Source organism: Pseudomonas sp. TH32 (assembly GCF_016650855.1).
GTDB lineage: Bacteria > Pseudomonadota > Gammaproteobacteria > Pseudomonadales > Pseudomonadaceae > Aquipseudomonas.
This window is the reverse complement of the sequence record NZ_JAEKFA010000002.1, coordinates 3,871,781-3,897,782: the sequence shown is the minus strand read 5'-3', so window position 1 is coordinate 3,897,782 and position 26,002 is coordinate 3,871,781. Positions and strand designations below refer to the sequence as shown.

Sequence of the window (26,002 nt, the reverse complement as noted above, 5' to 3'; positions counted from 1 at the left end):
AGACACCGGGTCTGACTGATTTTTTGCCTGCCTTTCTACAATGATTCCAAGAGGAACAGACATGGCCGAATCTTCCCCGATCCGCTACAGCTTTGGCGGTGATGAACACCTGTTTGCCGAGGTCAGTGAGAGCATGTCCCTGGAGGCCTTCTTCAAGGGCATGGCCGTGACCCGCGCGGTGGAACGCCTGGCCCTGGACGGCGTGCTGGACGTTTGCCTGGCGAATGCCTCGTTCCAGATTCGCTTCGACCCGGACCGCATCGCGCCTCACGTGCTGCTCGACGCCGTGCAAAGCGCCGAAGCTCTGGCGGTGGCCGAACGCACCTTGCACACCCGCATCATTGAAATTCCGGTGCTGTACAACGACCCCTGGACCCATGAAACCCTGATGCGTTTTCGCGACCGCCATCAGGACCCGACCGGCACCGACCTGGAGTACGCCGCACGGATCAATGGCCTGGCGGACGTGGAGGCGTTTATCGCCGCCCACAGTGGCGCGCCATGGTTTGTCTCGATGGTGGGGTTTGTGGCGGGCCTGCCGTTCATGTTCCAGATGGTCGAGCGCGAGCGGCAGTTGCAGGTGCCCAAGTACCTGCGCCCGCGCACCGACACGCCAAAATTGACCCTCGGCCACGGCGGCTGCTTCGGCTGTATCTACTCGGTACGCGGCGCCGGCGGTTACCAGATGTTCGGCGTCACCCCGGCACCGATCTACGACCCGCAGCAGCAACTGGCTTACCTGAAAGAGCACATGGTGTTCTTCCGCCCCGGCGACATCGTGCAGTTCAAACCCATGGACCGCGACGCCTATGACCTGGCCGTGGCTGAAGTGGACGCAGGGCGTTTTGACCTGCGCATCCGCCCGGTTGAATTTTCCCTCGATGCCTTTCTTGCGGACCCCATTGGCTACCCGAAAACCCTGCAGGAGGCACTGGCATGATCAAGGTACTCAAACCCGGCCTCGCCACCTCGGTGCAGGACCTTGGCCGTGAAGGTTATTACCACCTGGGCATCCCGCCGTCCGGCGCGCTGGACCAATACGCCTTGAGCGCGGCCAACCATCTGGTGGGCAACCCGGCCGGTGCTGCCGGCTTGGAATGCACGTTGATCGGGCCGGAGCTGGAGTTTCAACAGGATGCATTGGTGGCGCTGTGCGGGGCGCTGATGTCGCCGCGCCTGGACGGTGTGGTGGTGCATCAGGACACCGCGTTTCAAGTGCGTGCCGGGCAAGTGCTGCGCTTCGAATTCCCCAAGGCCGGTGCGCGGACTTACCTGGCGGTGGCCGGTGGCATCGATGTGCCGCTGGTACTCGGCAGTCGTTCCACTTACACCCTCGGCGCCTTGGGCGGGTTTCAGGGGCGGCGGTTGGTGGAGGGTGATGAACTGCCGGTCGGCGAGGCCAGTGGCAAAGGCCGGGCGGGGAACAGTTTGCCCATGGCGTTGCGCCAATCGGTAGGCGGCGACGTGACCCTGCGGGTGGTACCGGGGCTGTATTACGAGCGACTGACACCCGGCGCAAAAAGCAGCTTTTTTGCTGAACCCTGGACGGTCGGTTCGGAAGCGGACCGCATCGGCTATCGCTTCAAGGGCGGCAGCGCCTTGAGCTTTCAGCCACGGGAACAGCCGTTTGGTGCCGGGTCTGATCCGTCGAACATCGTCGACAGTTGCTACCCCATCGGCTCGATCCAGGTACCGGCCGGGCTGGAGCCGATCGTGCTGCATCGGGATGCGGTGTCGGGTGGCGGCTACGCGATGATTGGCACGGTGATCAGTGCCGACCTGGATCTGATCGGGCAGATGCAGCCGAACCAGCGGGCGGGGTTTGTGGCGGTGACGCTGGAGGAAGCACTGGAGGCGCGGCGGGTGTACAAGAAGCGGTTGAGGGTGATGGGTGGGTTGTTTAATACCTGAGAACGCCGCCGAACCCCTGTGGGAGCTGGCTTGCCTGCGATAGCGGTGTATCAGTCACCACCGCTATCGCAGGCAAGCCAGCTCCCACATTTTTATCGGGCTGTGTCAGAACAACTGGGTAAACAGCCAATACAGGCTGCCCGACAACAGAATCGCCGCCGGCAAGGTCAGCACCCAGGCCATCAGCAAGTTGCGGATGGTCTTCATCTGCAAGCCACCCCCATTCGCCACCATGGTCCCGGCCACACCCGACGACAGCACATGGGTGGTGGACACCGGCAAGCCATAGATGTCCGCCGCGCCGATGGTCAGCATCGTCACCATCTCGGCCGAGGCGCCCTGGGCGTAGGTCAGGTGGGTCTTGCCGATCTTCTCGCCCACCGTCACCACGATGCGCTTCCAGCCGACCATGGTCCCCAGCCCCAGGGCGATGGCCACCGCGATCTTGACCCACAGCGGAATAAACCGTGTGGCGCTGTCGATCTGTTGCTTGAACAGTTGCAGCTTGTTCTGGGTGTCGGCGTCGAAGTTGCCGACCTTGCCCTTGTCCATCAGGCGGATGGTTTCGCTGGTCAGGTACATGTCGTTACGCACGTTGCCCACGGCTTCCACCGGTACGGCCGCGAGGGAGCCGTAGCTCTTCACTTCTTCACCGATATGCCCGGTGATGGCGGCGAGGGCGGGCACCAGTTCCGGCGTGGCTTCCTTGGTGCGCACATAGGTCGACAAGGTGGCGCGGGAGTCGGCAGGTGCCAGTTGCGGGGCACTTTTCACCAGGGCGGCCTGGGTCACTTCGGCCACGGCGGCAAACTGCAATGACTCACCCGCCGGCATGGTGCGGTTCAACGCGTAGGCCATCGGCAGGGTGCCCACCAGGATCAACATGATCAGGCCCATGCCTTTCTGGCCGTCGTTGGAACCGTGGGCAAACGACACGCCGGTGCAGGTGGCGATCAGCATGCCGCGAATCCACCATGGCGGCGGAGTGTCGCCTTTGGGTGCCTTGTACAGCGAACGGTTTTTCACAAAGGCCCGCAGCGCCAGCAACAGCAGCGCGGCGAAGGCGAAGCCGATCAGCGGCGACAGCAGCAGCGCATAACCGATCTTGATCGCCTGGCCCCAATCCACACCGCTGGTACCGTCGCGGCCGTGCATCAGCGCGTTGGCCACGCCCACGCCGATGATCGAGCCGATCAGCGTGTGGGACGACGACGCCGGCAAGCCCAGCCACCAGGTGCCGAGGTTCCATAGGATCGCGGCGATCAACAGCGCGAAGATCATCGCAAAGCCGGCGGAGGAGCCGACCTGCAAAATCAGCTCAACCGGCAGCAGGGCGATGATGCCGAACGCCACCGCGCCGCTGGACAGCAGCACACCGAGGAAGTTGAAAAAGCCCGACCACACCACCGCGAAATGCGGCGGCAGCGAGTTGGTGTAGATCACCGTGGCCACGGCGTTGGCGGTGTCGTGGAAACCGTTGACGAACTCAAAGCCCAGGGCGATCAACAGCGCCACACCCAACAGCAGGAACGGCGTCCAGGTGGTGACCACCGTGCCCAGTTCGTGCATGTCGTGCATCAGGCTGTAGGCGGTGAACAACAGGCCCATGGCGAGCACGGCGAAGAAAATGATCACCGTGAGCAGGCCGGGTTTCTTGTCCAGGCGCGGTTTGGGATCGGTTGTAGCTGAGGAGGTGGAGGCGGTCAGCGAAGGGGTTGCCATGCCGGAACATCCAGTGTTGGGGAGGATGTCGGTCATGATCATTGCAAAATGTTACAGAGATGCTGCGGTAAGTCAGTGTTTAAGGAATTGGGATTGCCGCTTGTCTACAAACTGGCGCCGATCAAGTGTGGGAGCGGGCTTGCTCGCGAATGCGGTGTGTCAGCCAACATTTCAGTGACTGATCCACCGCCTTCGCGAGCAAGCCCGCTCCCACATTTTGAACGCACTCCAGTTTCAGTAATCCTTGCGCTTGCGGAACGCCCAGCGCCCGGCAATCAGGGTGAACGTAGCCACCAGTGCCACCAGGATCCAGAAGCCCTCGGGGTCCGTAGAAAGCGGTACGCCCCCGACGTTCATGCCAAAAAAACCGGCAATGATATTGATCGGCAGCGCCAGCACCGTGACCACGGTCAGGGTGAACAGCGTGCGGTTGCTCTGCTCGTTGAGGTTGGCGGCGATCTCTTCCTGCAGCAGCTTGATCCGTTCACCCAACGCCATCAGGTCGTTGATGATCAGCGCAAACTCCTCGGTGGATTTGCGCAACTCCTTCACGTCTTCCTTCTGCAACCATTGCGGCGGGCGATTGAGCAGGCGCAGCAACGAGCCGGGCTCCAGCGCCAGCAGCCGTTGCAGGCGCACCAGCACCCGGCGCGCGGCACCCAGTTCGGCCCGGTTGGTGGACAAGCGTGACGACAGTAACTGGTCTTCGATCTGGTCGACGCTGAGGCTGGTCTTGCGCACGATCTGCGTCAGCACCTCGCCCTGGTCCCGCAGCAAATGCACCAGCAGTTCCAGCGGCGAACGAAAGTGCTCACCGGCCTTCACCGACGACCGCAGCTTGTCCACCGAGTGCAGCGGTTGCAGACGCGCACTGACCAACAGCCGGCTGCGGGCGCAGACCCACAACGTGGAAATGTCTGAAGACACCATGCTGCTGAAGTTGAACACCACGTCGTTGACCACCGCCAGCAAGGCCGAGTCCACGTGTTCGATGCGGGTGGAGCGTGAGCCTTCGTGCAAGGCTTCGAAGAATTCTTCCGGCAGGTTCAGGTGCCCCTGCATCCAGCGCTCGCAGGCGGCGTGGGCCAGGTTCAAGTGCAGCCAGAGGAATTCCTCGGGGTCACCGGGTTGCTGCAAGGCCGCCAGGGCGGTGGCTGAGTCGATCTGTTCGCCCTTTTCACCGGGGCGAAAACGAAAACCGTAAAGCAAGCCAAACAGGTCGGAGTCCTGGTGGCTGTGGTCGATGCTGTGGTTCATGGAGGCTCGCAGGGAAAGTGCCTGTAGGAGATTTCACAGGTTCACTTGAGCGCATCATGGCAACTGGATTTGACGGTTTTGTGACAATTTGAGGTGGGCGTCAATTGCCTGTGGGCAAACTGAAGCTGAACACCGTGCCGCCCTGCTCGTGGGACGACACCTCCAGCCGCCCGCCATGGGCGTCGGCAATCTGTTTGACGATGTACAAGCCCAGGCCCAGCCCGGCCTGGGGTAGGGCGCCGGTCGGTCGGGAGTAGGGCTGGAACAGCAGCGGGATGGCTTGATCGCTGATCACCCCACGGTTTTTCACCGTCAGCTCGAACGTACCGTCGTTGACTTGCGCACTGACCTCAACCGGCCCTTCGGGGTTGCCGTGGCTGATGGCATTGCCCACCAGGTTGGAGAGCAATTGCGCCAGCCGTTCGCGGTCGCCTTGCACCCCCTTGAGGCTGCCGATGCGCGCGTGAATCTGGCGTGTCGGGTGAACGTGCTGCACCTCGTCCACCACGTGCTGCAGGGTGTCTTCCAGCCCGGAGCATTCACCGATGTTCACCGGGATGCCGCTGCCCATGCGCCCTCGGGCAAAGTCCAGTACATCTTCCACCAACTGCGAGGCGCGACGGCCGCTGGCGAGCATGTGCCGCACGAGGGTGTCGGTGGCCGGGTCCGGGTGTTTGCGCAACAGGCGCTCGGCGCCCACGTTGATTGCGAACAGCGGGTTGCGCAGGTCGTGGCCGAGTACGGCGATGAACTGTTCCCGCAGTTCGGCGGTTTCCCGCTCTTGCTGCAAGTCGGCCTCGGTTTGCTGGAGACTTTCTTCGGCTTCGATTTGCAGCGACAGCACCCGGGCAAACGACTCCATGGTCGACTGGATGGTGCTGCTGCGCAGCTGTGCCGGGTTCGGGTCCAGGGCGCAGATGGTGCCGAAAAAACGCCCGTCGGTGCGGAACACCGGCACCGAGATGTAGCTTTCAAAGTGGTAGATGCGTGGGGTGTGGTGATCGCGGTACAGCGGGTCTTCGCTGGCTTTGTCGATCACGATCGAGACGTGGGAGCCCCGGATTTCGTGGCACAGGGTGGTGGTCAGGTCCAGTTCGCCGCCGACGGGCAGGCCGAAGTCCAGGCGGTCGAGCACGGCACAGGCCGTCCATGAATCATCGGTCACCCGGGCCACGGCGGCAAACCGCAGGCCGGTCATTTCGCTGATCACCTGGAGAATGGCGGGTACAGCACTGATTCGGCCAATGGTGGCAATGTCTGCGGCTCTTTGCCCCATGGCGAACGGTCTCGATCCTGATGCTGCTGGCGTTGTGCCTTGGCTGATAACTGGGATTCTAGCGGCCTTGAAGGTTGAAGGTACAACTTCGTGCAAGGGAATTAGACTATTTACTCTTCTGGGCGACGAGCGCGCATAAAAAAGCCGCGCGGCCCGAAGGCGGCGCGGCGTTTTTGTGGTTCAACTCAGGTGTCTTGCTTGTTTTCCAGGACTTCGCCGGTCTTGGCGTCCAGCTTCACGTCCCACTTCACATTGCTGGTGTCACGCAGTTCGGTCTCGTAGACCAGGCGACCGGCTTCGTTTTCCAACTCGGTGTCAGCGATGGTGGCGCCTTTGTGCTGGGCCAGGGCCTTGGCGTTGAGTTTTTCAAAATCCATCACGGCACCGGACTTGAGCAGGCTCGGAATGTGGTCCGGGCGAACATCGGCCTGGGCGAAACCGGCGGTCATGGTCAGGGCGGCGGCAGCGAACAGAGCGGTCAGGTTTTTCATGGTGTCATCCTTTGGGGTGAGCTGTTTAAGTGGGATCAGGTTAACCAGCGCAACTTAACTCACCCTTAAAATTGCGCCGTTTGTTCAATCGGCGACGAGTGCGGGGTTTCATGCTGGCGTCTCACTTATGGGAGACACAGATGAAACGGTTGATGACCTGGGTCTATGCGCCCGTGTTCTGGGCGGGATTTATCGGTTGGGCGTTGTGGCTGGTCGAGGTGGGCGCGCTGCACTGGCTGGGGCTGGTGTTTGTAACGGCGGTGGCGGTGTCGTTTATCGCTGAGGCGTGGTCGCCTTACGAGCCCCAATGGAATCGAAACCAGGGCGATCGCAGGCGGGACGTTCTTCATGCGTTGGTCAATGAAGGCCTCAACGCATTGGGCTTGTTGATCCTGCCGGGGTTGACCGCACTGCTGTCCATCGACGGTCTATGGCCACGGGCATGGCCGCTCTGGGAGCAATTGCTGCTGGCGATTTTCATTGCCGATGCGGGCATCACCCTGATGCATTACGCCAGTCACCGGGTCGGGGCGTTGTGGCGCCTGCATGCGGTGCATCACAGCGTGCAGCGGCTGTACGGTTTCAATGGCTTGATGAAGCACCCGCTGCACCAGATGCTGGAAGCCACGGCCGGGCTGCTGCCGTTGATCCTGCTGGGCATTCCCACGGATGTGGCGCTGCTGCTGGCGCTGGCGATTGCCATTCAGCTGTTGTTGCAGCATTCCAACGTCGACATGCGCCTGGGGCCGCTGCGCTGTGTGTTCGCCTGGGCGCCGGTGCATCGGTTTCACCACATGAAATATGGCCGGGCGGGGGATGTGAATTTCGGGCTGTTTTTCAATCTGTGGGATTGGCTGTTGGGGACGGCGTTTTACCGCCAGGACTATCGAATGGGGCAGGGCGATCTGGGGATCGGCAGCCGGCCGGACTTTCCACGGGATTATGTGGCGCAGTTGCGCGATCCGTTCAGGGCCGTGCGATTGAGCAAGGAACCGCCGGTTCCGGCCGGTCTATTCCAGGATTCGCACGTGCAGGTTGCGCAACGACGCCCCGGCCGTGACGCCAAATAGCTGCTTCATGGTCCGGGAAAAATGCGCCGAATCGGCGAACCCCGCGCCATGGGCCGCCTCGGTCAAGGTGTTGCCGCCGAGCGCCAGCCCCAGCGCTACCCGCAAGCGCCGCCACAGCACCAGGCGGCGCACCGGCAACCCCAGCTGATGGGTGAACAAGCGCTCCAACTGGCTCAACGAAACGTGCGCTGCCTGCGCGAGAGCCTGGGCCGAGACCTTGCCGCTCAGTTGCTGATCCAGCGCCAGCAGCGCGCGCTCCACACGGGTGTCTTCCAGTGCGCGTCGCGGCGACTGCCGCAGCGTGCGGTCGAGTGCCTCAAGGGACAGTTGGCTATCGGCGAGGGCGGCCTGCAAAAGGTCGAGATCAAACGCGCCGGGCTCGGCATACACCATCAACACCTCACCCTCGGTGTGGAGGATGGCGTGGGGCGTTCTTGAGGGGATAAACAGGCGATGGGCCGTGGTGACACGGCCATCGAGGCTGGCCGTGATCGGCCCGCCCGGGGAGAACATCAACTGATGGGCATAGTGCGCATGGGGCCCGGTGCGCCCCGGTATGCCCTGGATCAGCCCGTAGTCAGGCCCCAGCCACAGGCGACCTGACCATTCGGAACTCACTCAGTAACCGTTGTCCTGCAGCAGGTCGGCCACGCTCGAGGACGGCCAGCGCTTGTAGTACTTCAGCAGTTCAGCGGCGCGGTTGGTGAAGATGCCATCGACGCCGGCCTTCATCACCTTGTCGAAGTCCACCGGCTCATCCACGGTGTACACGTGCACCAGCAGGCCCTTGTCGTGGGTCAACTGGTTCATCTCGGGTTTGACCAGGTCGGAGTAGCTCTGGTCGCCCAGGTTGGTCAGCTGTGCCGAAGGGCCGGTACCGATGGCGCCCAGGCTCTTGGCCTCGTCGATCCATTTTTCGAATTCGGCGGCGTCCTTGGGCTCCTGCTTGGCGTAGTAGGCGGCTTTGGTCGGCTCGCCGGACTCGGCGAAGGTCACCTTGGATTTCGGTTCGATGCTGCCTTCACCCACCCACAGCAGCAGGATTTTCGGGGTGTTGGGCATCTCTTTTTGCAGCTCTTTCAGGCTGTCCTTCTCAAAGGTTTGCAGCACTACGCGGCCCTTGCCCTGGCCGACGCCGATGTTTTTCTGGGCCTGGTTGGAGCCGGTGGAGCTCAGCCAGCCTTTATCCAGCAGCTTGTTCTTCAGGTCGGCTTCGATACCCGGGAATTGCTTCGGCTCTTTGGTTTCGATGTACAGGCCGGGTTTGTGCTGCGGGTTGCCTTCGGCGATCTTGATGATTTCGTCCAGGCTCAGGATTTTCAGGCCGACGAAGCCAGGGCGGGCGCGGTCCGGGTAGGCGGCGTTGAACCAGCTGCCGGCGTCCAGGGTTTTAAGCTCGGCCCAGGTGAATTCGTTGGCGGGGCTGTCTTTGCGCTCGGGGAACTTGGTGGCAACGTCAGTGGTGCGTTGCAGGTTGTTGTCATGGAGGGCGAACAGTACGCCGTCCTTGCTGCGTTGCAGGTCCATTTCCAGAGTAGTCGGCACCCAGGTCGCGCGCCACTTTGTAGGCCGCGGCGGTGGATTCCGGTGCATCGAAGGACGCGCCACGGTGGGCAATCACCGCAGGGTGCGGAATGCCTTCGTTGGTGGCCAACTCGGTAGGGCTGATCGGGCTTGCCGCCTGTGCGTGGCCAAGGCCCAGCATCAGGGCCAGCAGCAGGGCACTCTTGGTAAACGTGACAGGCATATGCGAAGTCCTTTCGTGGAGGTAACTTTGAGAAGGGCTCCTTTTTAACAATTGAATGCGAATGGCGCTATCACCAAACCGACATTAACGTGTTCACGGGCCATTTTTCTGCGCTTTTGTGCTGTGCTATGCAGTACTCTTGCCCTCAGCTGCCCCATCAGAGGGCAGATTTTTTGCCACGCGTGTAAACCATCTTTCCAGTCCAAGTAGGACTTTTCAGTGAGGTTTACCATGCGCATCACCTCCGAGCTTATCTGCCAGGCCGCCGACCAACTCCACGGTTTTGTCGGCCTGAACCGCAAGACCGGCCAGTACATCGTACGTTTCAGCGAAGATTCCTTCGGCATGGACGTGGCCGATGACGGCATTATCCCTACCTCCGAGTTTGTCTGGCTGCCGGTCGACGGGCAGGCCATGACCTTGTCCCGCGAGCGGATCCAGTTGTTGCTGGACCAGAATATCGACGATCGCATCAACATCACCGAACCGCTTCGGGTGTACATGCGCCGGGTGGAGATTCCACAGATCAGTGCGGTGCGTCATTTGGTCAGTTGAGCGCCACATTGCCCCTGCGGCGAGAAAGCTTTTTGTGGCGAGGGAGCTTGCTCCCGCTGGGCTGCGCAGCAGACCCAAAAGCTTGGGAGCGCTGCGCACTCCAGCGGGAGCAAGCTCCCTCGCCACAGAAGCCCCTTGCCCACATTGAGTGTTTTGCACAGGTTGATGTTTCAGCGTTCGAACGCGTAAGACCGCTCCACCTTGCACACCCGTGTATGGCACGCCGAGTACCAGGCGGCGCGCCCTTGCTCGCGCACCTCAGTGTGTTCGGCGTGCTGCTTCCAGGCCAGGATCGCGGCTTCGCTGTTCCAGTAGGACACGGTGATGCCCAGCCCGTCGTCCCCACGCGCCGATTCCACGCCGAGAAAGCCGGGTTGTTGCCGGGCCAGCTCCAGCATGCGCTCGGCGGCTTGTCCGTAGCCTTGGTCGCCTTCGGTGCGCAGCGAGCTGAAAATCACCGCGTAGTACGGCGGGGCAGGCGTCTTGGCGATCATGCGCAGGCCTTCAGCAGCGCAATGGCCAGCGGCGGGGTGATGCCTTTAAGCGCCGCACGTTCCGGCTGGAACAAGGTGGCGACAAAAAACGGGTGGTCCAGCAACTCCACCGCCCGCAGGTCGCCCGCCGAGTCGTGGCCGCTGGCGATCAGGTCGGCCTCCAGCAGTGCGCTTTCGAAGTCTGGGTTGATGCCATAGCGGCAGCGGTAGCCTTCAAGGAGATCGAGGGTGCCGTAGGCCTCGGCGATGCGGGTAAAAGCCATCAGGCGGATGCTGTCTGTCGCCTCCACCAGGGCGCAGGTCAGGGGTGTCAGTACCGCGCGCGGCGAGTCGGGGGCCAGTTCACCATGCTCGGCGTCGGCCCAGCCCAGCACGTTGCGGGCGTATTCCAGCACCGCGTGTTGAAAACCGCCGCAGGTGCCGAGGAAAGGACGCCGCTGCTCACGGGCATAACGGATGGCCAGCAAGGCACCGTCGAGGTCGCGGTAGGGGCTGGCGGGGACGCACCAGAAGCCATCGTAGTGCTGCAATTGTTCGGTGGATTTGATCGTATCGGTGGCCAGCCAGTCGAATCGCACCGTCAGGCCCAACGCCTCGCCGGCCTGTTGCAACGCCAAGGGAATGGCCTGGTGTGCCGTGACTTGCGCATCGTAGTCGCCGATCAGGGCCAGGTGCAGGGTGGTTTTATTCATCGAGGGTATCCGTGGCTTGTTGAGTCCTGGCGCTCACTATAGATTGGCGTCCACGCAATCAATATTGGCGTTAGCACATATGTTCAATGCAGCGGCGCACTATCAAATCGACTATCCCGACCTGTCCCTGATCCTCGCACTGGTGCGCGGCGGCACGCTTGCACGGGCGGCGGCGTTGCTGCGGGTGGATGTGTCTACGGTGTTTCGCGCCGTGCGGCGGCTGGAGACGGCGCTGGGCCAGACGCTGTTCGAAAAGAGCCGCGCTGGCTACCTGCCCACCACCTTGGCCACCACCCTCGCCGAGCAGGCCGAACGTGCCGAACAGGCACTGGAGGCGGCGCGCGTGGGGGTGGAGCAGGGCGGTGAAGTGATCAGCGGCACGGTACGCCTGACCTGTACCGATTCGGTGCTGCAAGCACTGTTACTGCCGGCCCTGGCGCAGTTCATGCCCGGCTACCCGGCGCTGACCCTGGAACTGAGCACCTCCAATGACTTTGCCAACCTCAGCCGCCGCGACGCGGATATCGCCTTGCGCCTGACCAAGGCACCGCCCGAGCATCTGGTAGGACGGTGCCTGGGCACGGTGTCGTATCGGGTGTGTGCCAGTGCCGACTATGCCCGCCAGCACGCGGGCGCGGAGCTGGCCGCCCTGAACTGGATCGCGCCGGATGACTTCCTGCCGGACCACCCCACCGTCACCTGGCGGCGCCAGCACTTGCCGGGGGTAATGCCGGCCTATCGCTGCAACAGCATGGTCTCGGTGACCGAACTGGTGCGCGCGGGGCTTGGCGTGGCGGCGTTGCCGGATTACCTGCTGGGCGCGGACTTGCACCCGCTGAGCCCGCCGTTGGTAGGGCACGACACCGCCCTGTGGCTGCTGACACGCCCCGATTGCCGGGCCTTGCGCTCGGTGGTGACGTTATTTGATCAGTTGGGCCAGCATGTGCGCTTGCCGGTGAACTGACTGTGGGAGCTGGCTTGCCTGCGATACAGGCGCTGCGGTGCATCAGGCATACCGCAGTGATGCAATCGCAGGCAAGCCAGCTCCCACATTGGAGGTGTGGCAGGGTCAGGTCTTGCGGACGAAGTGGTCATGCATTTCGCTGGTCAGCCCTTCAATGCGTTCGGTCAGTTGTTTGGTCATCTCGGTGAGCTTGGTGTTCTGTTCCAGCAGTTCCAGCAACTGCTTGGTGGTGTGCGCCGCCTGGGCCTGGCGTTCGGTGTTGGCCACGGCCAGGGCTTCGCGGTGCTGGGCGTCGGCGTCGGACTGGGCCTTGTCCCGCGCGGCCTGGCGGGTTTGGGCCAGCAAGATCAACGGCGCGGCATAGGCCGATTGCAGGCTGAACGCCAGGTTCAAGAGGATGAACGGGTACACGTCAAAGTGCGTGACGCCGGTCATGTTGAGCACGACCCAGAGCACCACAATCGCGGTTTGCGCCCCAAGGAAGGTGGGCGTGCCGAAGAACCGCGCAAAGGCTTCGGCTTTCAGCGCAAACGTGTCGTTGCCAAAGGTCGGCGCGAGATGGGCGTGTTTACGGTGAAAACGCAGATGATCAACGTTGGCTTCAGGTTTATCCGGGGTCATGGCGGGCTCGAATCCGTGGCGTAAGACAGGCACCACTATAGACCGAGCCCTTGACCGGGCACATGAAGAAGCCTGTCGTTTACCGGTTGCCCTGCTCATTGGCAAACGCACTGACGGCTTGCACCGCCTCGCTGGCGCCTTCGCGAATCTGCAGGATCACCGTACCGGCCTGGTTGGCCAGGTCCACGCCCTGGGCCGCGCGGTCTCGGGTGCCGTCCATGCTGTCGATGGCCTGGCGGGTTTCGTTCTGGATCATCTCGATCATCGAGGAAATCTCTGCCGTTGAACCGCTGGTGCGCGCCGCCAATTGCCGTACTTCATCGGCCACCACTGCGAAACCACGGCCTTGCTCACCGGCCCGTGCCGCTTCGATGGCGGCGTTCAAGGCCAGCAGGTTGGTCTGGTCGGCAATCCCGCGAATGGTGTTGACGATGGCGGTGATCTGCTGCGAACGCTCGCCGAGCTTGGCGATCAGCGCGGAAGATCCGTCGATGTTGGCGGCAATCTCGCGCATGCCCGTGGCGGTCTGCTGGATCACCTCGGCGCCTTTTTCGGCGATGTCCCGGGTTTGCAGCGAGATGTGATAGGCCTGGGTCGCGCTTTGCGCGTCGGCGGCGTGTTTCTCCACCATGGCCGTGACGTCGGAGGCGTACTTCACCACCTTGCACAGGCGCCCGCTGGCGTCGTACACCGGGTTGTAATTGGCTTCCAGCCACACGATCTGGCCGTTTTTGTCGATGCGCTCGAACTGGCCGTTGAACAGTTCGCCCTGGTTCAGCCGACGCCAGAAATCGCTGTAGGCGCTGCTGTTGGCCAGCTCCGGAGTGCAGAAGATGCGGTGATGTTTGCCCTGCACCTGCGCCAGGCTGTAACCCATGCGGTGCAGGAAATTCTGGTTGGCGCTGATGATGGTGCCGTCGAGGTTGAACTCGATCACCGCCATGGCGCGGTCGATGGCCTGCAGCTTGGCGTTGGCTTCGCTCTCGGCCTGCATTTTCGGGGTGACGTCCATGGCGTATTTCACCACCTTCACCACGCTGCCGGACTCATCGCGCACCGGGTTGTAGCTGGCCTCCAGCCAGATCGGCTGGCCGCTGCGGGTCACCCGTTCGAAGGTGCCCGACTGGAATTGGCCGTTGCGCAGTTGCGTCCACAACTGGCCGTACTCGGCGCTGCGGGCAAAGGCCGGGGTGCAGAACAGGCGATGGGATTGACCCAGGACTTGGTCGGCGGTGTAGTCCATGGCCTTGAGGAAATTCTCGTTGGCCCGCAGGACGGTGCCTTGCAGGTCGAATTCGATCACCGCCATGGAGCGGTCGATGGCGTCGAGAAGGCTGGCCTGCTGGGCGATTTTGGCTTGCAGGGCGCTGATGGTTTTTTTGTGGGCGTTGAATAGCATGGTCGTGTGCTCGGGGGAAGCAAGCGTCAGGGGTATCCATGGGGGCGCCTGCCACCGTAAGGCTTCAGCTTACGGCGAGCGTGCTCATTGCCAGCTTCCTTGTGCTGACAGCGGGGTGGAACAGCGGGTTCTGAGTGGTACTGCCAGCAAGAAGTTCTACGGCTGCCGACCAATGGCGGCATTATGCTATCGGTCGGTGACGGCTGCGTTTAATTCAGACGAGGTGCAGTGCGCGGGTTTCAGGCGGTATGGGCGACCGCGTAGTCGCTGATATTGACCCGGTTACGGCCGGTGTCCTTGGCGGCATACAACGCTCGGTCCGCTGCGTTGAGCCACATGGCCGCGTCGGTGAAGGCGGGTTGGAACGAGGCCAGGCCAATGCTCAGGCTGACCCTGAGCTCGGGAATTTCCGGGTTGCGATAATTACTGAACACTTCGCGCATGCGCTCCATCACCTGCGCGGCCTGTTCCAGGGGCATGTCCGGAAGAATCACACAGAATTCGTCGCCGCCGTAACGCCCGGCCAGGTCGTTTTCCCGCAGGTTGCGCCGCAGTTCCAGGCTCAGTTGGCGCAGTACCTGGTCACCGATGATGTGCCCATAGCTGTCGTTGATCTGCTTGAAGTGGTCGATGTCGATCAGCGCGATGGTGGCGTGCACGTGTTGTTGCTGGCACTTGTGAAACTTCAGGTGCAGCAGGTCTTTCCACGAACCGTGGTTGAGCAGGCCGGTGAGGCTGTCAGTGCGGCTCAGGGCACTCAGGGCGCGTTTGTGTTCCGACAATTTGATCGCCAGGCGGTAGCAGACCATGCCCAGGGCCATGGGATACAGCGTCAGCATCGGCAGGCAGGCGTAGACCTGGATCAGGCTGACGTCGGGATTGAAGGTCATCCCGAACAGCAGCCATGACACGCCGATGCCCGCCAATTGCGCCACGATGCCGTGAAAGAACAGGCGTTTGCCGCCGGCGGCGACGTTGTTCATGGTCATCATCGACAGGATGGTCACCGCCGTCAGGGGCGTGAACTGGGTGGTGGCCGCCCAGAACCCGCCGAGCAGCGAGTCGTACAGCAGGTTTCGTCGTTCAGCCTTGTAGGGGAAGTCGGAGCGAGAGGAAAGCTGATACGCCAGGTGCGCCCAGCCAAAACCATTGAACAGCAGCAACGCCCAGACCCAGCCTGGCATGTGCAGTGGGTAAAGCGCAGCGATGACGCTGATGCAGCCGATGCCCAGGCCGATGATCCTTGGCCTGTAGATACGTCTGGCAAATGACAGCCCTTTGCCTCGTTGGTTTTCCATAGATTCCTGGGTCGATTCTTTTTTTTGCAGGTACGACGGCACACGTGATCGGGAAAACCACTGGTCGGATAATACGTATGAATATTGTCAGTTATTCGCGTGGGAATAATCAGTGTCCTTCGGGGCCATTTGCAAAGGACATGAGACGAATAAGTCAAAAAACGACCTTGGGTGTCGTTCCTGCAACAGGTCAGTGCCGTGGCACGACCTCATAGCCGGCCAGGAACAGGTCGATGGCAGACTCAATGACGCTTGCCTGGGCATCGGCGTCCAGCGTGGGCTGGCCCAGGGTGATCTGCGGCCAGAAGGCGAAAGCCTTGAGCAGGCTTTGTACCTGGTGGGCCGCGAAGCACGGGTCGGTGCAGCTCAACCGGCCATCTTCCTGGGCGGCGCGCACCCATTGGGTGAACCCTTCTTCGCGTTTGCTCAGGCGGTTGACCATGTCCTGGGCGCGTTCCGGCGAATGGATGGTGGCGGCAATCGCCACGCGAGCCAGGTCGAGGAAGTTGGCGTCCGACATCATCGTCATCTTGGCTTGCAGCAGCCCGCGCAGTTGCTCGCGCAGCGGCCGGTCACTGGCGTAGCTGACGTCCAGTTGGGCAACGCTGCTGGCCCACAGCTGGTGCAGGATTTCGGCGAACAGCTCCTCCTTGCTCGGGAAGTGGTTGTACACCGTGCGCTTGGAAACCCCCGCGGTGGCAGCAATCTTGTCCATACTGGTGACCTCGAACCCGTTGTCGCGAAACTCGGCAATGGCGGCTGCCACGATGGCTTCGCGTTTACGGTCGGTGAGGCGCTGGGGTGCAGTCATGGGGGGATTTCGGCTCTGAAGGGAAACTTACACTCGGTAGTTTACTTGCTCCCGGTTTTGTTGCAATCTAGAAACTACACTGTGCAGTGTAATTTTTTGAGCAGTCTGCAGGAGTTCCTCGGTAATGGCCACGATCTCAACCCGTCTCGACAGTTCTTCTTCAGCGCCCAAGTCTTCCGAACAGCATCAAGGTCACTTCACCAATCAAAAGCCCATCCAGCATGGCGGCTTGGGCAAAACCCTGGGCATCATGTGGAAGATGCTCTTCCAGAAGCCTCGCAGTACACGGCCGGTGGGTGAGATCCCGGTGCAGCCGCTGACCCGCGAGCAACTGTTTGCCGCCCCCGACCACAGCGTTTTCCGCCTCGGGCACTCCACTGTGCTGCTGAAAATGCGCGGCAAGTTCTGGCTGACCGACCCGGTGTTCGCCGAGCGTGCGTCGCCCTTCAGTTGGGCCGGCCCCAAGCGCTTCCACCAGCCGCCGATCAGCCTTGAGGACCTGCCGCCGATCGAGGCGGTGATTCTTTCCCACAATCACTACGACCACCTGGACCACAAGGCAGTGGTGCAACTGGCGGACAAGACCCGCTACTTCCTCGCGCCGCTGGGTGTGGGCGATACGCTGGTCAAGTGGGGCGTGGACGCCAGCAAGGTGCGGCAACTGGACTGGTGGCAGGGCACCGAAGTCGACGGGATCCGTTTTGTTTCGACCCCGGCCCAGCATTTTTCCGGTCGTGGCCTGTTCGATGGAAACCAGACGCTGTGGTGCTCGTGGGTGATGATCGACGGTCCACGACGGATTTTCTTCAGCGGTGATACCGGCTATTTCGACGGCTTCAAGCGCATCGGCGAGCAGTACGGTCCGTTCGATCTGACCCTGATGGAAACCGGCGCCTACAACGTCGACTGGCCACACGTTCACATGCAGCCGGAAGAAACCCTGCAGGCGCACATCGACTTGAAGGGCCGCTGGCTGCTGCCGATCCACAACGGCACGTTCGACCTGGCATTTCACGCGTGGCACGAACCCTTCGACCGCATCATGGCGCTGGCGTGGGAGCGTAATGTGTCCATCACCACGCCGCCGATGGGGCAGGCGTTCATGCTCAATCAGCCGGAGCGCGGGCAGGCCTGGTGGCTGGAGGTTGAGCATCAAGGCAGCGAAGAGCACGTCATCGGGTAAGGGCTTGGCAGCGGGCGCTGCAAGCCATTTCCGACATACGCCCCTCCCGACAAAAAGGTGCAATTGCTCCTCGTTAGAACCTTCGAGGAGTGGGATATATGGACGATAACAGCGGGAAAGGGATAGGGCCGGGCGTGTCACTGACGATCCGGCCGTTGTTGCCCGGGAAAGGATCCGGCCCCGCACCTGACGTTCCGGTGACGGACAAGGTTGAGGGAGTGCCGTCGAAGCATCGCAACATCAGGCCCCCGTGCTTGGAGAAACGGCCGTTGTCATGCCCGGTATTGCTGCGGCAGAAAAGGGCCACGAGCCTGGCTCGACGCCACTGGTGTTCGGCAGCCACGGCGGTGGTGCGATTGTCGATAAAAGTACGCACCAGGGCGGGCTCGAGTTTGGCGCCAGTCTTCACGCCGGGAGTCCTCTGGGCGTTGATCCAGGCCCGAGGTTCGATATCCCGGGCCCCATGATGCGCACCGTGCGCGACCCCGCGCTGTCACTGGTCGCCTTGAGCGGCGTCGAACCCGAAGGGAAGGTGATGGTGGAGATTCCCCCGGTCGCCGATGCCGGGCATTTGAGGAATACTCCGTCGCTCGCCGGCAGCCGTATCGGTTTTGCCGGTGAATACAGGTGCGGTGAGCGTCGGGAAGCCGTCTCCCACAGCAAGTATTTTTCCCGGGTATTGAGCCTGCTGCGCACTGCCGGTGCCCAGTTGGTGCCCGTGCCGGCCCTGATCGCGGATGACACGCGGTATTTCAGCCTTGCCCACAGTAATGAGATCGACGAGCGGGTCACTGAGTATCAGTTGGACGCGCTGATATCCGACGCACAAAACCCCGCTTTCCATCGTGCTTCCACCACTGTTCATCCGCGTTTCTGCCTACCGGTCGGCGCTGACGTCGAGGGTGTATCGGCCGGTGTCTGGTTCTATGGGGCGCGGTGGGCCGGAGATCGCCTGGCGACGCTGGTGCACGGTTTCCGGCAGGTGCTGTTGGCGGACAAGAGCAGTCCTGACGGGCCTACTTCGCGGAGCGAGTGATCGCACAAATTTGGGAGATTTGCCCCAACGCCATTGAGTGATTCTCTTCTTAGACTGAGCCAGGGTTATCAAGTGATACCCCTCACCTTCAGACAGCCGGGGAGTCATCAATGATTGGGCCAAACTTGGGCGCGGGATGGAGTACAGGTGTTTTCGACGCGATAACGAATGCGCCGCAGGGCTTCCGGAGTGCGCAGGCGTTGGCGGCCGACATGGCCAGCCCCAACGGAGTCAGTTCGGAGGCGGTGGTGAGGGATTCGCTCAGACAAATAGCCAACCTGGACAAGGGCCTGCAGGGCGGCAACGCGTTTATTGAAATCAATCCGGATGCCCGTGAGAACGCCCGCGCACTGGACAGGGAGCGCGCCGGCGGCAAGGTGCGTGGCCCTTTGCATGGTGTGCCGATTGCTCTCAAAGACGTCTTCGACACCAGCGACAAGATGCAGACCAGCGCGGGGTCATCGGCGCTGGTGGGTACACCTGCCGCAAAAAATGCCCGGGTGGTGGATAACCTGTTGAAGGCGGGCGTGGTCATCGTCGGAAAAACCAACATGAGCGAGTTGTCCAATTTTCGCTCTGACACGCCGGTCAACGGCTGGAGTTCCCGGGGCGGTCAAACCCTCAACCCTCACCGATTAAATGGCCAGCCGGCGGGTTCGAGTACAGGCTCGGCCGTAGCGGTGGCCCAAGGGTTGGTGCCGTTGGCACTGGGGGTCGAAACCAATGGATCGATCATTGCGCCGGCGGCCTATAACGGTGTGATTGGCTTCAAACCCACCGTGGGCCTGGTGAGTACCGAAGGGGTGATGACCAGCTCGCGCCTGGACACGGTGGGTACCTTCACCCGCACCGTGCGAGATGCTGCGCAAGCACTGGATGCGATGACCGAAACAAACCATCACACCAGCGGGCTCACGCCTGACTCGCTGGTGGGCAAACGCATAGGCTACACGCCCTTGCCTGAGTTATCGGCGGATGACGCCGAAGACCCTGATATCAGAGCCGACAGGCAGCATTTTGCAGACGCTCTCACCTTGCTGCAGGCCAAGGGCGCGACACTGGTACCGGTGGGAAAGCTGGCCGAAGGTGTGTCGGACGATACCTACGACAGTTATAGCCTCGCCCTGTACGCCGACGTTAAGCAAAAGCTTGAGGCGTACCTGGCCGGGCGGGAAGGGTTGCCGGTGAAATCGTTGTCAGAGCTGGTTGAGTTCAACGAGCGCAACACCGGGCCGGGCGTTCCCGACCAAGGGCTGCTCACCATGATCAAGGACCTGGACGTGAGCGATGACGTGCGGGAAGGGCTGTGGGCCGCTATCAGCCCGATTTTCAAGGGCACCGTCAACAAACCACTGACCGAGCACAAGCTGGATGCAATCGTGTCGAACTTCCTTTCAGACAGCTACTACTTCGCAGCGGCGGCCGGTTACCCGGGAATCTCCGTGCCGTCCGGCATGGACGATGACGGTATGCCGACGGCGCTTCATTTCTACGGTGCGAGTTTGAACGAACCCACGTTGCTCTCGGTTGCCTACGGGTATGAGCAGGCCTCCCTGGCAATCAGGGAGCCTGCATTCATTCCCGGGCCGGGTTAATCCGGTTCAGTTCAACCCGTAGCGTGCGGCAGGATTACGGTGCGACAGGTTCGGACCCAATGCCAGCCGCGCGCTTTCGTACGCCTCCCAATCCGCACTGTCCGACAGCGAAGGGATCGTCACGCGTTCACCCTGGGCAAGGCCGGCGAGGGCAGCGTCCACCAGATTTTCGGTGGTCATCACCATGGTTTCCGGCAGGTTGTTCACAGGCAGCCCTGCAATGTCCCAGAACTCCGTGGCAGTGGCGCCCGGCAGCACGACCTGAACCACCACGCCCTTGTCGGCAAGTTCATGCTGCAACGATTCGCTGAAGGCCTGCACGAAGGCCTTGGTGCCGCCATAGACGCCGTTCAGCAGCTTGGGGGCGAGGGCGACAATTGAGCCGATGTTGATAATCGTGCCGCGACCCTGGGCGACAAAGTTGGTTGCTGCAGCCTTGGCCAGGCGGGTCAGCGCCAGTACGTTCAGCAGGATCATTGCGTCCATTTTGTCGGCGTCCGACTCCAGCAGCGAAGCGGTGGCTCCTACGCCGGCGTTATTCACCAGCAGGCTGATACGGCCGTCGTCGTGGGTAACCTGGGCGATCCGCGCCAGGTCGGCCGGCAGATTGAGGTCGGCGGCTATCACCTCGACGTTACGTTGAGTGCTGGCCTTCAAGCGGGTTGCCAGTTGCTCCAGGCGTTGCTGGTTGCGGGCCACCAGAATCAGGTCGTAGCCGGCACGAGCCAGGCGGTCGGCATACACCGCGCCTATTCCAGACGAAGCACCGGTGATCAGGGCATAACCTTTGTGTTGTGACATGGCAGTTGCTCCAAATGGCCGGGGAGAGGATCGGCCTTGTTAGACCCAAGATTATGGGTGTAATGTAGTGGCTGCAATGTCATATATCCCACCTTTAGAGACATGAGGGTTTGGTCATGGTGTCCGTCGGTATCGTGCTGTTTCCCGGTTTTCAGGTGCTCAGCCTGTCCACCAGCAGCGTGTTCGAATTTGCCAACTTCGTGGTGGGGCGACCGTTCTATCGCGTCGACTTGCTGTCGGAGCACGGTGGGCCGATCAAAAGCTCCATGGGCTTTGCCATCGATAGCCTGGCCTTTGGGCAGCAGGACTACGACACGATCGTGGTGCTGGGGGACAACGAATTACTGGAGCCCACGCCTGGCATGGTGGGCTATTTGCAGGCGTCATTGACGGCGTCGCGCCGGGTCACGTCGGCCTGTACCGGTTCGTTCCACCTGGCCGCGGCCGGGCTGTTGGAGGGGCGCAAGGCAACCACCCACTGGTACCACGCCATGACGTTTCGCCAGCGCTACCCCAACGTGAAGCTCGAGGAAGACCGGATCTTCACCGTCGATGGCCCTTTATGGACGTCCGCCGGGATGACCGCCTGCATCGACCTGGCCCTGGCCCTGGTAGAGCACGACCTGGGTGTGGAAGTGGCCCGCGACGTCGCGAAGAAACTGGTGGTCTACCATCGCCGTGCCGGTGGCCAGTCGCAGTTTTCCGCGCTGCTGGAACTGGACCCCAAATCCGACCGTGTACAAACCGCTCTGGCCTGGGCCAAAGGACACCTGAAGGAGGATCTCTCGGTAGAGCAACTGGCCGAAGCGGCGCACCTCAGCCCGCGCCAGTTCAGCCGACTATTCCGCGCCGAAACCGGCCAGTCCCCGGCCAAGGCGGTCGAACACCTGCGCATTGAAGCCGCGCGGCTGATGCTCGAATCCGGCAGCCATTCCATCGATGTCGTCGCGCGGGAGACGGGGTTCGGAGACCCGGAGCGCATGCGTCGTGCCTTTCTGCGGGCGTTTGGCCAGCCGCCACAAATGATCCGCCGGGCGTTGCAGTTGCAGGCATAGACGTCAATTTACGGTGGCCAGAACCTTGGGCAGCTCAGGCGAATAGCACTTCAATACGCCCTTGAGTACGCGAAGCGGGCGCAGCCGTAATGACGATTTGCACATCTCGCCCCAGGCGGGACAAACACTCAAGCATCTTGGCTTCACTGATACCCCGGAACCTGCCACGCAGCATTTCAGACACCTTGGGCTGCGATAAACCAAGGATGACGGACGCTTGTGCCTGAGTGAGGTTTCGTGTCTTGAGAATCTCCCCGATCTTCGCCGCCAGTTGAGCCTTGACCTGCATTTCACTGGCGTCGGGTTGCCCGATGTCTTCATAGACATTGCCGCTGCTTTCTTCGATCTCAATCGCGTTGTGATGCTTGTGCATGATCCTGTGCCGCCTTGAGTCGCTGTTTGATCAGTTGTATGTCGTGCTGTGCCGTAGCGATGCCTTTTGTCGACTTCTTCTGGAAGCAATGGAGGACGTAAACAGCTGAGTCAAAACGGACGGTATATACCCCTCGATAAGTGTTGCCGTCGCAATCCTCGACGACCTCAAGCACCGCATTACCGCCAAACCCTTTCAGTGCCTTGGTTTGTGAGTGCTTGCTTCCTCCCTGAGCAAGGTGGAGCGCAAAGCCAAACACATCTTGAACAGCCCCAGGCATTTGCTGCAGATCTTTCTTGCTACCGCCCACCCACAGGAGTGGCTTCTATGAACTCATGAGAGGATATACCTAAATAGGGATAAACGTCAGTGCAAAGAGAAATCTCAATCAGCCGTTTCAACCGCTGAATGCTCTGACGACAAGGGCAAAGAGCCCCTCACACTCATCCCCCACCCCGGCGCAAACCCCGGGAAAAACACCAACCCTTCAGCCTCCAGGCGAAACGCCACACTCAGGCGGACGGCATCATCCACCTCGCCATGGCTCTCAAAACGCTGAAGCGAATCCACGTCCACTTCCGCTTCCCGGGCCAGGTCTTCCCGGCTCCAGCCCAGCATGAGGCGGGCCTGCACGCTGTGCCTCGGGGTAAATTGGTGAAGGACGATCTGCTGTTCTACGGTGCTGCTCAGTGCCAGAGAGGACATGGGCTTTCTCCAGGTTCGACGGGGGAGGGCAAACTATACTGTGTTTTTGTACAGTTGTTTTGACCGCTCATCAACTGGATTTTTTCGATAGGGTGGCCGCCGCTCTATTTGGCCTCTTCAAGGTAGGTACTCGGTGCGTGGCCAAGCACCCGCCGGAACATGCTGGAAAAAGCCGCCGGGTTTTCGTAACCCAGGTCCAGGGCGATCCGGGTGACGCTTTCGCCGCTGGCTAGCCGCGCCAGGGCCTGCACCACGCAGGCTCGCTGGCGCCATTGCAGGAAGCTCAAGCCGGTTTGCTGGCGAAAATGCCGGCTGAAGGTGCGCAGGCTCAGGTGCGAGTGCTCGGCCCATTGAACCGGCGACTGATGCACATCGGGCTGCTGCAGAAACCCCAGGCACAAGGCAAGCAGGCGCGGGTCTTGCGGCAGCGGGATATGCAGCGGCAAGTGCGCGGCGCGTGCCAGTTCGTGCAGCAGCAGGCTGATCAGCGTGCCGTCGCGCCCGGTTTCTTCATACTCGAGGGGCATCTCCACCGCATCAATCAGCAACTGACGCATCAGAGGCGAAATGCTGATGACGTGGCAGTTGGGCCCCAACTCGGCGACGGCCTGGGGTTCGATATACAGGCTACGGGTCGACACACCGAGCATCAGCACCTCATGGGGCACCTGGGCGGGAATCCACACGGCGCGCTGGGGCGGCACCACCCAATTGCCTTCCTCGGTGCTGACTTGCATCACCCCGGTGGCGCCATACAACAACTGCCCGCGCCGATGGCTATGGCGCTTGAGCAGATAGCCGTGGGGATAGTCGGTGCCGATCGCCACGACGGTACGTGGCGTCAGGTCCAATTGGGCGATGGAAACGTTACGCATGGAGCTGATTCCGAGAGTGGCAAAGTCTCACATATTATTGGCCGACTTGCGCAAGCGGGCCAAGTCTTGAATCTCTATCGTCGTCAGCTCTCTCCGATTCTGAAGGCGATGCGCGATGCTCTATTTATTACTGGCGCTGTTCGGCTGCATGACCGGCGTGACCGCCGTGCTGTTCGGATTCGGCGGCGGGTTCGTGGTGGTGCCGTTGCTGTACGGCATCCTCAGCCTCAGCCACGAGTCGGGCGTAAGTGAATCGGCGATGCATATCGCCGTCGCCACCTCCACCTGTGTGATGATCGTCAACGCGCTGATCGCCACCGGAAAACACCGCCGCAAAGGTAATCTGATTCGCCATTACCTGTGGCCGTTGGGCGGGTTTATCGCGATCGGCGCAGTGCTGGGGGCAGGCGCTGCAATATTCGCCAGCGGCAATTTCATCCGCTATGCCTTTATCGCTTACCTGGCAGTCACCCTCGTCGATTGCCTGTTGCGCAGGGGCTTTCTCAGCCAGGACGACACGCGCCAACCACGGCGCCTGGGCAGCGCGGAAGTGACGGGCGGCGGCATTGCCATTGGGTTGATCGCGACCTTCCTGGGGGTGGGCGGCAGCGTGATGACGGTGCCGCTGTTGCGCCGGTGCGGCTTGAGCATGTCCCAGGCCACGTCCATGGCCAACCCGTTGAGTGTGCCGGTGGCGCTGGCCGGTACCTTTACCTACATGGTCATGGCGGGATTCGCCAAGGTGGAATTGGGCGCGTGGTTTGTCGGCTATGTCGACTTGCTGGCGTTTGCCATCCTCACCCTGGGCTCGCTGCTGGGCATTCGCCTGGCTACGCCGTGGATCGGCCGCATCCCGGACGCGCTGCATGCGCGGGTGTATATCGGGTTGTTGGGCGCGGTGATGGTGAGCATGTTGGTCTGACGCAAGTGGCTTTTGCGTTCTTTCAGTCGCAGGGCTAGGGTTACTTCTTTATTCAAAAAAAAGTGATCGGGGAGTGTGGTGTCCATTTCCGAAAGCGATTGGAAGAAGTTCAAGGCCCTCAGGGCATTGGCGCTTGAACGCTTTTACCTAGGCGTCCTGGCTGCTGCAAAGACCATCAGCGAGCGCGAAACACTGTCTGCCGAGGCTCGGTACAGGACGCTGTATCGCCTCACCAGGGATCGCGATAACGATATCGTCCGAATGTTTGATTTCTACAGTCGTTCGAAAGCCCGCGAGAGCCTTGCGCAAATGATCAGCCATGATTTGTTGACCGATTCAGAGTTGTCGGTATTAAGCGAAGAGACATTGAGTGCTATCAGCTACGCGGTCAGGCAGCGTTATGACATCGAGTGGGTTGCTGAACAGGTTTCAGGCGACTGAAAATCTTGTCTTTGACTTCAGGCAAAATGTTCAGGAAATACATTAATGCTAAGTTTTAATTGTACGCAGGCGGCTAGCGATTTTTTTAGCCGGGTTCACAAAGGCAAAAAAATCACCCCGGTTCAAAAAGCACCGCCACAGGAGAGCCAGGGCGATGACCTGTACGCCGACCCGCATCAGTGGCTGGTCCATGCCGCGACGGTGCAACGTAAACATGTGTTGTTGGCGATACATCTGAAAACCCGCTATTGCATGGTGTTTTTTGATATGAAAAAGGCCGACGCCGATAGCTTTGTACACACCTTTATTAATCGCTGGATAAGTGGCGTTTTGGATCTCGCCTTAAAATCTGATGTTTTGGATTTGGTTGATCCGTCGGTACCTGAGCAGCAATTCGTCAGTTTGGTCGAGTCGTACTACCTGCAGCAGCGGGGTGATCGGAGTGCGCAGACTCAAATCAACGAAATATTGCGGAATTTTGAGGTGGACGCAGAAGGCGTGGATCTTGCCGCAACGTCCTGGAGCGCTCTGCATTACGACGCTCAAATCAACCATACGCCTCGAAGCTTGAAAGATGTGAGGGGGCTTCACTGGCCGGATGAGGAAATGCTGATTCATTGGTTGGTCACGGTAGGCGGCTTGGACCCTGCGGGCGCCGCACTTGCACGTGAAAAGTACGGTCTGTTCAGACGAAGGGCCTGACCCGGA

The 26,002-nt window shown here is 61.2% G+C and carries 28 protein-coding genes and 1 pseudogene; 12 read left to right on the top strand and 17 right to left on the bottom strand.

Annotation, left to right across the window (positions count from 1 at the left end; translation table 11 throughout):
- The first annotated feature begins 61 nt into the window (after positions 1 to 61).
- Positions 62 to 940 (top strand): 5-oxoprolinase subunit B family protein, encoded by an 879-nt coding sequence (locus JFV30_RS21450; protein ID WP_010169810.1) that lies wholly within the window; start codon positions 62 to 64, stop codon positions 938 to 940.
- Positions 937 to 1,911 (top strand): 5-oxoprolinase subunit C family protein, encoded by a 975-nt coding sequence (locus JFV30_RS21445; RefSeq protein ID WP_201125129.1) that lies wholly within the window; start codon positions 937 to 939, stop codon positions 1,909 to 1,911. Before JFV30_RS21450 ends, JFV30_RS21445 begins: the two co-directional genes overlap by 4 nt.
- Before the next feature lie 105 nt (positions 1,912 to 2,016).
- On the opposite strand, the gene JFV30_RS21440 is transcribed toward JFV30_RS21445, so the two are convergent.
- From JFV30_RS21440 to JFV30_RS21425, 4 genes are all read right to left on the bottom strand, one after another.
- Positions 2,017 to 3,633 (bottom strand): inorganic phosphate transporter, encoded by a 1,617-nt coding sequence (locus tag JFV30_RS21440; RefSeq protein WP_201125128.1) that lies wholly within the window; start codon positions 3,631 to 3,633, stop codon positions 2,017 to 2,019.
- Between the two features lie 234 nt (positions 3,634 to 3,867).
- Positions 3,868 to 4,890, bottom strand: a complete 1,023-nt coding sequence (locus JFV30_RS21435; protein WP_010169807.1) for a transporter — start codon at positions 4,888 to 4,890, stop codon at positions 3,868 to 3,870.
- 100 nt (positions 4,891 to 4,990) lie between these two features.
- The gene (locus JFV30_RS21430) at positions 4,991 to 6,166 is read right to left on the bottom strand and encodes a GAF domain-containing sensor histidine kinase (RefSeq protein WP_201125127.1); all 1,176 of its coding nucleotides are present in this window, start codon (positions 6,164 to 6,166) and stop codon (positions 4,991 to 4,993) included.
- Between the two features lie 185 nt (positions 6,167 to 6,351).
- Entirely contained in the window at positions 6,352 to 6,657 is a 306-nt protein-coding gene (locus JFV30_RS21425; RefSeq protein WP_010169805.1) for a PepSY domain-containing protein, read from the bottom strand.
- 140 nt (positions 6,658 to 6,797) lie between these two features.
- Here JFV30_RS21425 and JFV30_RS21420 point away from each other — a divergent pair, with 140 nt between their 5' ends.
- Positions 6,798 to 7,727, top strand: a complete 930-nt coding sequence (locus JFV30_RS21420; protein WP_201125126.1) for a sterol desaturase family protein — start codon at positions 6,798 to 6,800, stop codon at positions 7,725 to 7,727.
- Here JFV30_RS21420 and JFV30_RS21415 read toward each other — a convergent pair.
- Together JFV30_RS21415 and JFV30_RS21410 are read right to left on the bottom strand one after the other, a co-directional pair.
- Complete coding sequence (locus JFV30_RS21415) at positions 7,668 to 8,345, bottom strand: helix-turn-helix domain-containing protein (RefSeq protein ID WP_201125125.1); 678 nt, start codon at positions 8,343 to 8,345, stop codon at positions 7,668 to 7,670. The two genes, JFV30_RS21420 and JFV30_RS21415, sit on opposite strands and share 60 nt — an antisense overlap.
- Positions 8,346 to 9,474 (bottom strand): annotated as a pseudogene (locus JFV30_RS21410) (glycerophosphodiester phosphodiesterase). It abuts the gene before it with no gap.
- Positions 9,475 to 9,705: 231 nt separating this feature from the next.
- Here JFV30_RS21410 and JFV30_RS21405 point away from each other — a divergent pair.
- The gene (locus tag JFV30_RS21405; protein WP_010169801.1) at positions 9,706 to 10,029 is read left to right on the top strand and encodes a DUF2025 family protein; all 324 of its coding nucleotides are present in this window, start codon (positions 9,706 to 9,708) and stop codon (positions 10,027 to 10,029) included.
- 170 nt (positions 10,030 to 10,199) lie between these two features.
- On the opposite strand, the gene JFV30_RS21400 is transcribed toward JFV30_RS21405, so the two are convergent.
- Complete coding sequence (locus tag JFV30_RS21400; RefSeq protein WP_201125124.1) at positions 10,200 to 10,523, bottom strand: antibiotic biosynthesis monooxygenase family protein; 324 nt, start codon at positions 10,521 to 10,523, stop codon at positions 10,200 to 10,202.
- Positions 10,520 to 11,215 carry a CTP synthase C-terminal region-related (seleno)protein gene (locus tag JFV30_RS21395; RefSeq protein WP_201125123.1) on the bottom strand — a complete coding sequence of 232 codons (696 nt, stop codon included), beginning with the start codon at positions 11,213 to 11,215 and terminating at the stop codon, positions 10,520 to 10,522. Before JFV30_RS21395 ends, JFV30_RS21400 begins: the two co-directional genes overlap by 4 nt.
- A 79-nt stretch (positions 11,216 to 11,294) precedes the next feature.
- On the opposite strand from JFV30_RS21395, the gene JFV30_RS21390 reads away from it, so the two are divergent.
- A complete protein-coding gene (locus JFV30_RS21390) occupies positions 11,295 to 12,179 on the top strand; it encodes a LysR family transcriptional regulator (protein WP_201125122.1) in 885 nt (294 codons plus the stop codon).
- Positions 12,180 to 12,284: 105 nt separating this feature from the next.
- Here JFV30_RS21390 and JFV30_RS21385 read toward each other — a convergent pair whose 3' ends face one another.
- The 4 genes from JFV30_RS21385 to JFV30_RS21370 all read right to left on the bottom strand — a co-directional run bounded on the left by JFV30_RS21385 (position 12,285) and on the right by JFV30_RS21370 (position 16,308).
- Positions 12,285 to 12,800 carry a DUF1003 domain-containing protein gene (locus tag JFV30_RS21385; protein ID WP_169386064.1) on the bottom strand — a complete coding sequence of 172 codons (516 nt, stop codon included), beginning with the start codon at positions 12,798 to 12,800 and terminating at the stop codon, positions 12,285 to 12,287.
- 79 nt (positions 12,801 to 12,879) lie between these two features.
- Positions 12,880 to 14,199 (bottom strand): methyl-accepting chemotaxis protein, encoded by a 1,320-nt coding sequence (locus tag JFV30_RS21380; protein WP_201125121.1) that lies wholly within the window; start codon positions 14,197 to 14,199, stop codon positions 12,880 to 12,882.
- Between the two features lie 239 nt (positions 14,200 to 14,438).
- The gene (locus JFV30_RS21375) at positions 14,439 to 15,497 is read right to left on the bottom strand and encodes a diguanylate cyclase (RefSeq protein WP_201125120.1); all 1,059 of its coding nucleotides are present in this window, start codon (positions 15,495 to 15,497) and stop codon (positions 14,439 to 14,441) included.
- Positions 15,498 to 15,687: 190 nt separating this feature from the next.
- Positions 15,688 to 16,308, bottom strand: coding sequence for a TetR/AcrR family transcriptional regulator (locus tag JFV30_RS21370; RefSeq protein WP_010169794.1), 621 nt, complete (start codon positions 16,306 to 16,308; stop codon positions 15,688 to 15,690).
- Positions 16,309 to 16,432: 124 nt separating this feature from the next.
- On the opposite strand from JFV30_RS21370, the gene JFV30_RS21365 reads away from it, so the two are divergent.
- The 3 genes from JFV30_RS21365 to JFV30_RS21355 all read left to right on the top strand — a co-directional run bounded on the left by JFV30_RS21365 (position 16,433) and on the right by JFV30_RS21355 (position 20,122).
- Positions 16,433 to 17,491 carry an MBL fold metallo-hydrolase gene (locus tag JFV30_RS21365; protein WP_169386060.1) on the top strand — a complete coding sequence of 353 codons (1,059 nt, stop codon included), beginning with the start codon at positions 16,433 to 16,435 and terminating at the stop codon, positions 17,489 to 17,491.
- Positions 17,492 to 17,765: 274 nt separating this feature from the next.
- On the top strand, positions 17,766 to 18,527 hold the full coding sequence (locus JFV30_RS21360) for a hypothetical protein (RefSeq protein WP_201125119.1): 762 nt from the start codon (positions 17,766 to 17,768) through the stop codon (positions 18,525 to 18,527).
- A gap of 212 nt (positions 18,528 to 18,739) precedes the next feature.
- Positions 18,740 to 20,122 carry an amidase family protein gene (locus JFV30_RS21355; protein ID WP_446739865.1) on the top strand — a complete coding sequence of 461 codons (1,383 nt, stop codon included), beginning with the start codon at positions 18,740 to 18,742 and terminating at the stop codon, positions 20,120 to 20,122.
- Between the two features lie 6 nt (positions 20,123 to 20,128).
- Here the strand turns inward: JFV30_RS21355 and JFV30_RS21350 are convergent, their stop codons facing one another.
- On the bottom strand, positions 20,129 to 20,923 hold the full coding sequence (locus JFV30_RS21350; protein WP_201125118.1) for an SDR family NAD(P)-dependent oxidoreductase: 795 nt from the start codon (positions 20,921 to 20,923) through the stop codon (positions 20,129 to 20,131).
- Between the two features lie 116 nt (positions 20,924 to 21,039).
- On the opposite strand from JFV30_RS21350, the gene JFV30_RS21345 reads away from it, so the two are divergent.
- Positions 21,040 to 21,978, top strand: a complete 939-nt coding sequence (locus JFV30_RS21345; RefSeq protein ID WP_201125117.1) for a GlxA family transcriptional regulator — start codon at positions 21,040 to 21,042, stop codon at positions 21,976 to 21,978.
- Between the two features lie 34 nt (positions 21,979 to 22,012).
- On the opposite strand, the gene JFV30_RS21340 is transcribed toward JFV30_RS21345, so the two are convergent.
- From JFV30_RS21340 to JFV30_RS21325, 4 genes are all read right to left on the bottom strand, one after another.
- Positions 22,013 to 22,351: a helix-turn-helix domain-containing protein gene (locus JFV30_RS21340; protein WP_169386056.1), complete on the bottom strand. Its 339-nt coding sequence runs from the start codon at positions 22,349 to 22,351 to the stop codon at positions 22,013 to 22,015.
- Positions 22,326 to 22,667 carry a type II toxin-antitoxin system RelE/ParE family toxin gene (locus tag JFV30_RS21335; protein ID WP_274610299.1) on the bottom strand — a complete coding sequence of 114 codons (342 nt, stop codon included), beginning with the start codon at positions 22,665 to 22,667 and terminating at the stop codon, positions 22,326 to 22,328. Before JFV30_RS21335 ends, JFV30_RS21340 begins: the two co-directional genes overlap by 26 nt.
- A gap of 68 nt (positions 22,668 to 22,735) precedes the next feature.
- Positions 22,736 to 23,056 carry a helix-turn-helix domain-containing protein gene (locus JFV30_RS21330; RefSeq protein ID WP_201125116.1) on the bottom strand — a complete coding sequence of 107 codons (321 nt, stop codon included), beginning with the start codon at positions 23,054 to 23,056 and terminating at the stop codon, positions 22,736 to 22,738.
- 104 nt (positions 23,057 to 23,160) lie between these two features.
- Entirely contained in the window at positions 23,161 to 23,931 is a 771-nt protein-coding gene (locus JFV30_RS21325) for an AraC family transcriptional regulator (protein WP_201125115.1), read from the bottom strand.
- Positions 23,932 to 24,046: 115 nt separating this feature from the next.
- On the opposite strand from JFV30_RS21325, the gene JFV30_RS21320 reads away from it, so the two are divergent.
- The 3 genes from JFV30_RS21320 to JFV30_RS21310 all read left to right on the top strand — a co-directional run bounded on the left by JFV30_RS21320 (position 24,047) and on the right by JFV30_RS21310 (position 25,996).
- Positions 24,047 to 24,853, top strand: coding sequence for a sulfite exporter TauE/SafE family protein (locus JFV30_RS21320; RefSeq protein ID WP_201125114.1), 807 nt, complete (start codon positions 24,047 to 24,049; stop codon positions 24,851 to 24,853).
- Between the two features lie 78 nt (positions 24,854 to 24,931).
- Positions 24,932 to 25,294, top strand: a complete 363-nt coding sequence (locus tag JFV30_RS21315; protein ID WP_201125113.1) for a hypothetical protein — start codon at positions 24,932 to 24,934, stop codon at positions 25,292 to 25,294.
- Between the two features lie 45 nt (positions 25,295 to 25,339).
- Positions 25,340 to 25,996, top strand: a complete 657-nt coding sequence (locus tag JFV30_RS21310; protein WP_201125112.1) for a DUF6933 domain-containing protein — start codon at positions 25,340 to 25,342, stop codon at positions 25,994 to 25,996.
- Positions 25,997 to 26,002: the final 6 nt, after the last annotated feature.

Excerpts from the sequence above, each read along its gene's own strand:
- JFV30_RS21345 (WP_201125117.1), top strand. The coding sequence starts at position 21,040 with ATGGTGTCCGTCGGTATCGTGCTGTTTCCCGGTTTTCAGGTGCTCAGC.
- JFV30_RS21435 (WP_010169807.1), bottom strand. The coding sequence starts at position 4,890 with ATGAACCACAGCATCGACCACAGCCACCAGGACTCCGACCTGTTTGGC.
- JFV30_RS21430 (WP_201125127.1), bottom strand. The coding sequence starts at position 6,166 with ATGGGGCAAAGAGCCGCAGACATTGCCACCATTGGCCGAATCAGTGCT.
- JFV30_RS21320 (WP_201125114.1), top strand. The coding sequence starts at position 24,047 with ATGCTCTATTTATTACTGGCGCTGTTCGGCTGCATGACCGGCGTGACC.
- JFV30_RS21365 (WP_169386060.1), top strand. The coding sequence starts at position 16,433 with ATGGCCACGATCTCAACCCGTCTCGACAGTTCTTCTTCAGCGCCCAAG.
- JFV30_RS21355 (WP_446739865.1), top strand. The coding sequence starts at position 18,740 with ATGGCCAGCCCCAACGGAGTCAGTTCGGAGGCGGTGGTGAGGGATTCG.
- JFV30_RS21350 (WP_201125118.1), bottom strand. The coding sequence starts at position 20,923 with ATGTCACAACACAAAGGTTATGCCCTGATCACCGGTGCTTCGTCTGGA.
- JFV30_RS21360 (WP_201125119.1), top strand. The coding sequence starts at position 17,766 with ATGCCCGGTATTGCTGCGGCAGAAAAGGGCCACGAGCCTGGCTCGACG.
- JFV30_RS21420 (WP_201125126.1), top strand. The coding sequence starts at position 6,798 with ATGAAACGGTTGATGACCTGGGTCTATGCGCCCGTGTTCTGGGCGGGA.
- JFV30_RS21390 (WP_201125122.1), top strand. The coding sequence starts at position 11,295 with ATGTTCAATGCAGCGGCGCACTATCAAATCGACTATCCCGACCTGTCC.
- JFV30_RS21445 (WP_201125129.1), top strand. The coding sequence starts at position 937 with ATGATCAAGGTACTCAAACCCGGCCTCGCCACCTCGGTGCAGGACCTT.
- JFV30_RS21400 (WP_201125124.1), bottom strand. The coding sequence starts at position 10,523 with ATGATCGCCAAGACGCCTGCCCCGCCGTACTACGCGGTGATTTTCAGC.
- JFV30_RS21395 (WP_201125123.1), bottom strand. The coding sequence starts at position 11,215 with ATGAATAAAACCACCCTGCACCTGGCCCTGATCGGCGACTACGATGCG.
- JFV30_RS21380 (WP_201125121.1), bottom strand. The coding sequence starts at position 14,199 with ATGCTATTCAACGCCCACAAAAAAACCATCAGCGCCCTGCAAGCCAAA.
- JFV30_RS21375 (WP_201125120.1), bottom strand. The coding sequence starts at position 15,497 with ATGGAAAACCAACGAGGCAAAGGGCTGTCATTTGCCAGACGTATCTAC.
- JFV30_RS21310 (WP_201125112.1), top strand. The coding sequence starts at position 25,340 with ATGCTAAGTTTTAATTGTACGCAGGCGGCTAGCGATTTTTTTAGCCGG.
- JFV30_RS21330 (WP_201125116.1), bottom strand. The coding sequence starts at position 23,056 with ATGTCCTCTCTGGCACTGAGCAGCACCGTAGAACAGCAGATCGTCCTT.
- JFV30_RS21325 (WP_201125115.1), bottom strand. The coding sequence starts at position 23,931 with ATGCGTAACGTTTCCATCGCCCAATTGGACCTGACGCCACGTACCGTC.
- JFV30_RS21440 (WP_201125128.1), bottom strand. The coding sequence starts at position 3,633 with ATGGCAACCCCTTCGCTGACCGCCTCCACCTCCTCAGCTACAACCGAT.
- JFV30_RS21370 (WP_010169794.1), bottom strand. The coding sequence starts at position 16,308 with ATGACTGCACCCCAGCGCCTCACCGACCGTAAACGCGAAGCCATCGTG.
- JFV30_RS21405 (WP_010169801.1), top strand. The coding sequence starts at position 9,706 with ATGCGCATCACCTCCGAGCTTATCTGCCAGGCCGCCGACCAACTCCAC.
- JFV30_RS21340 (WP_169386056.1), bottom strand. The coding sequence starts at position 22,351 with ATGCACAAGCATCACAACGCGATTGAGATCGAAGAAAGCAGCGGCAAT.
- JFV30_RS21450 (WP_010169810.1), top strand. The coding sequence starts at position 62 with ATGGCCGAATCTTCCCCGATCCGCTACAGCTTTGGCGGTGATGAACAC.
- JFV30_RS21385 (WP_169386064.1), bottom strand. The coding sequence starts at position 12,800 with ATGACCCCGGATAAACCTGAAGCCAACGTTGATCATCTGCGTTTTCAC.
- JFV30_RS21425 (WP_010169805.1), bottom strand. The coding sequence starts at position 6,657 with ATGAAAAACCTGACCGCTCTGTTCGCTGCCGCCGCCCTGACCATGACC.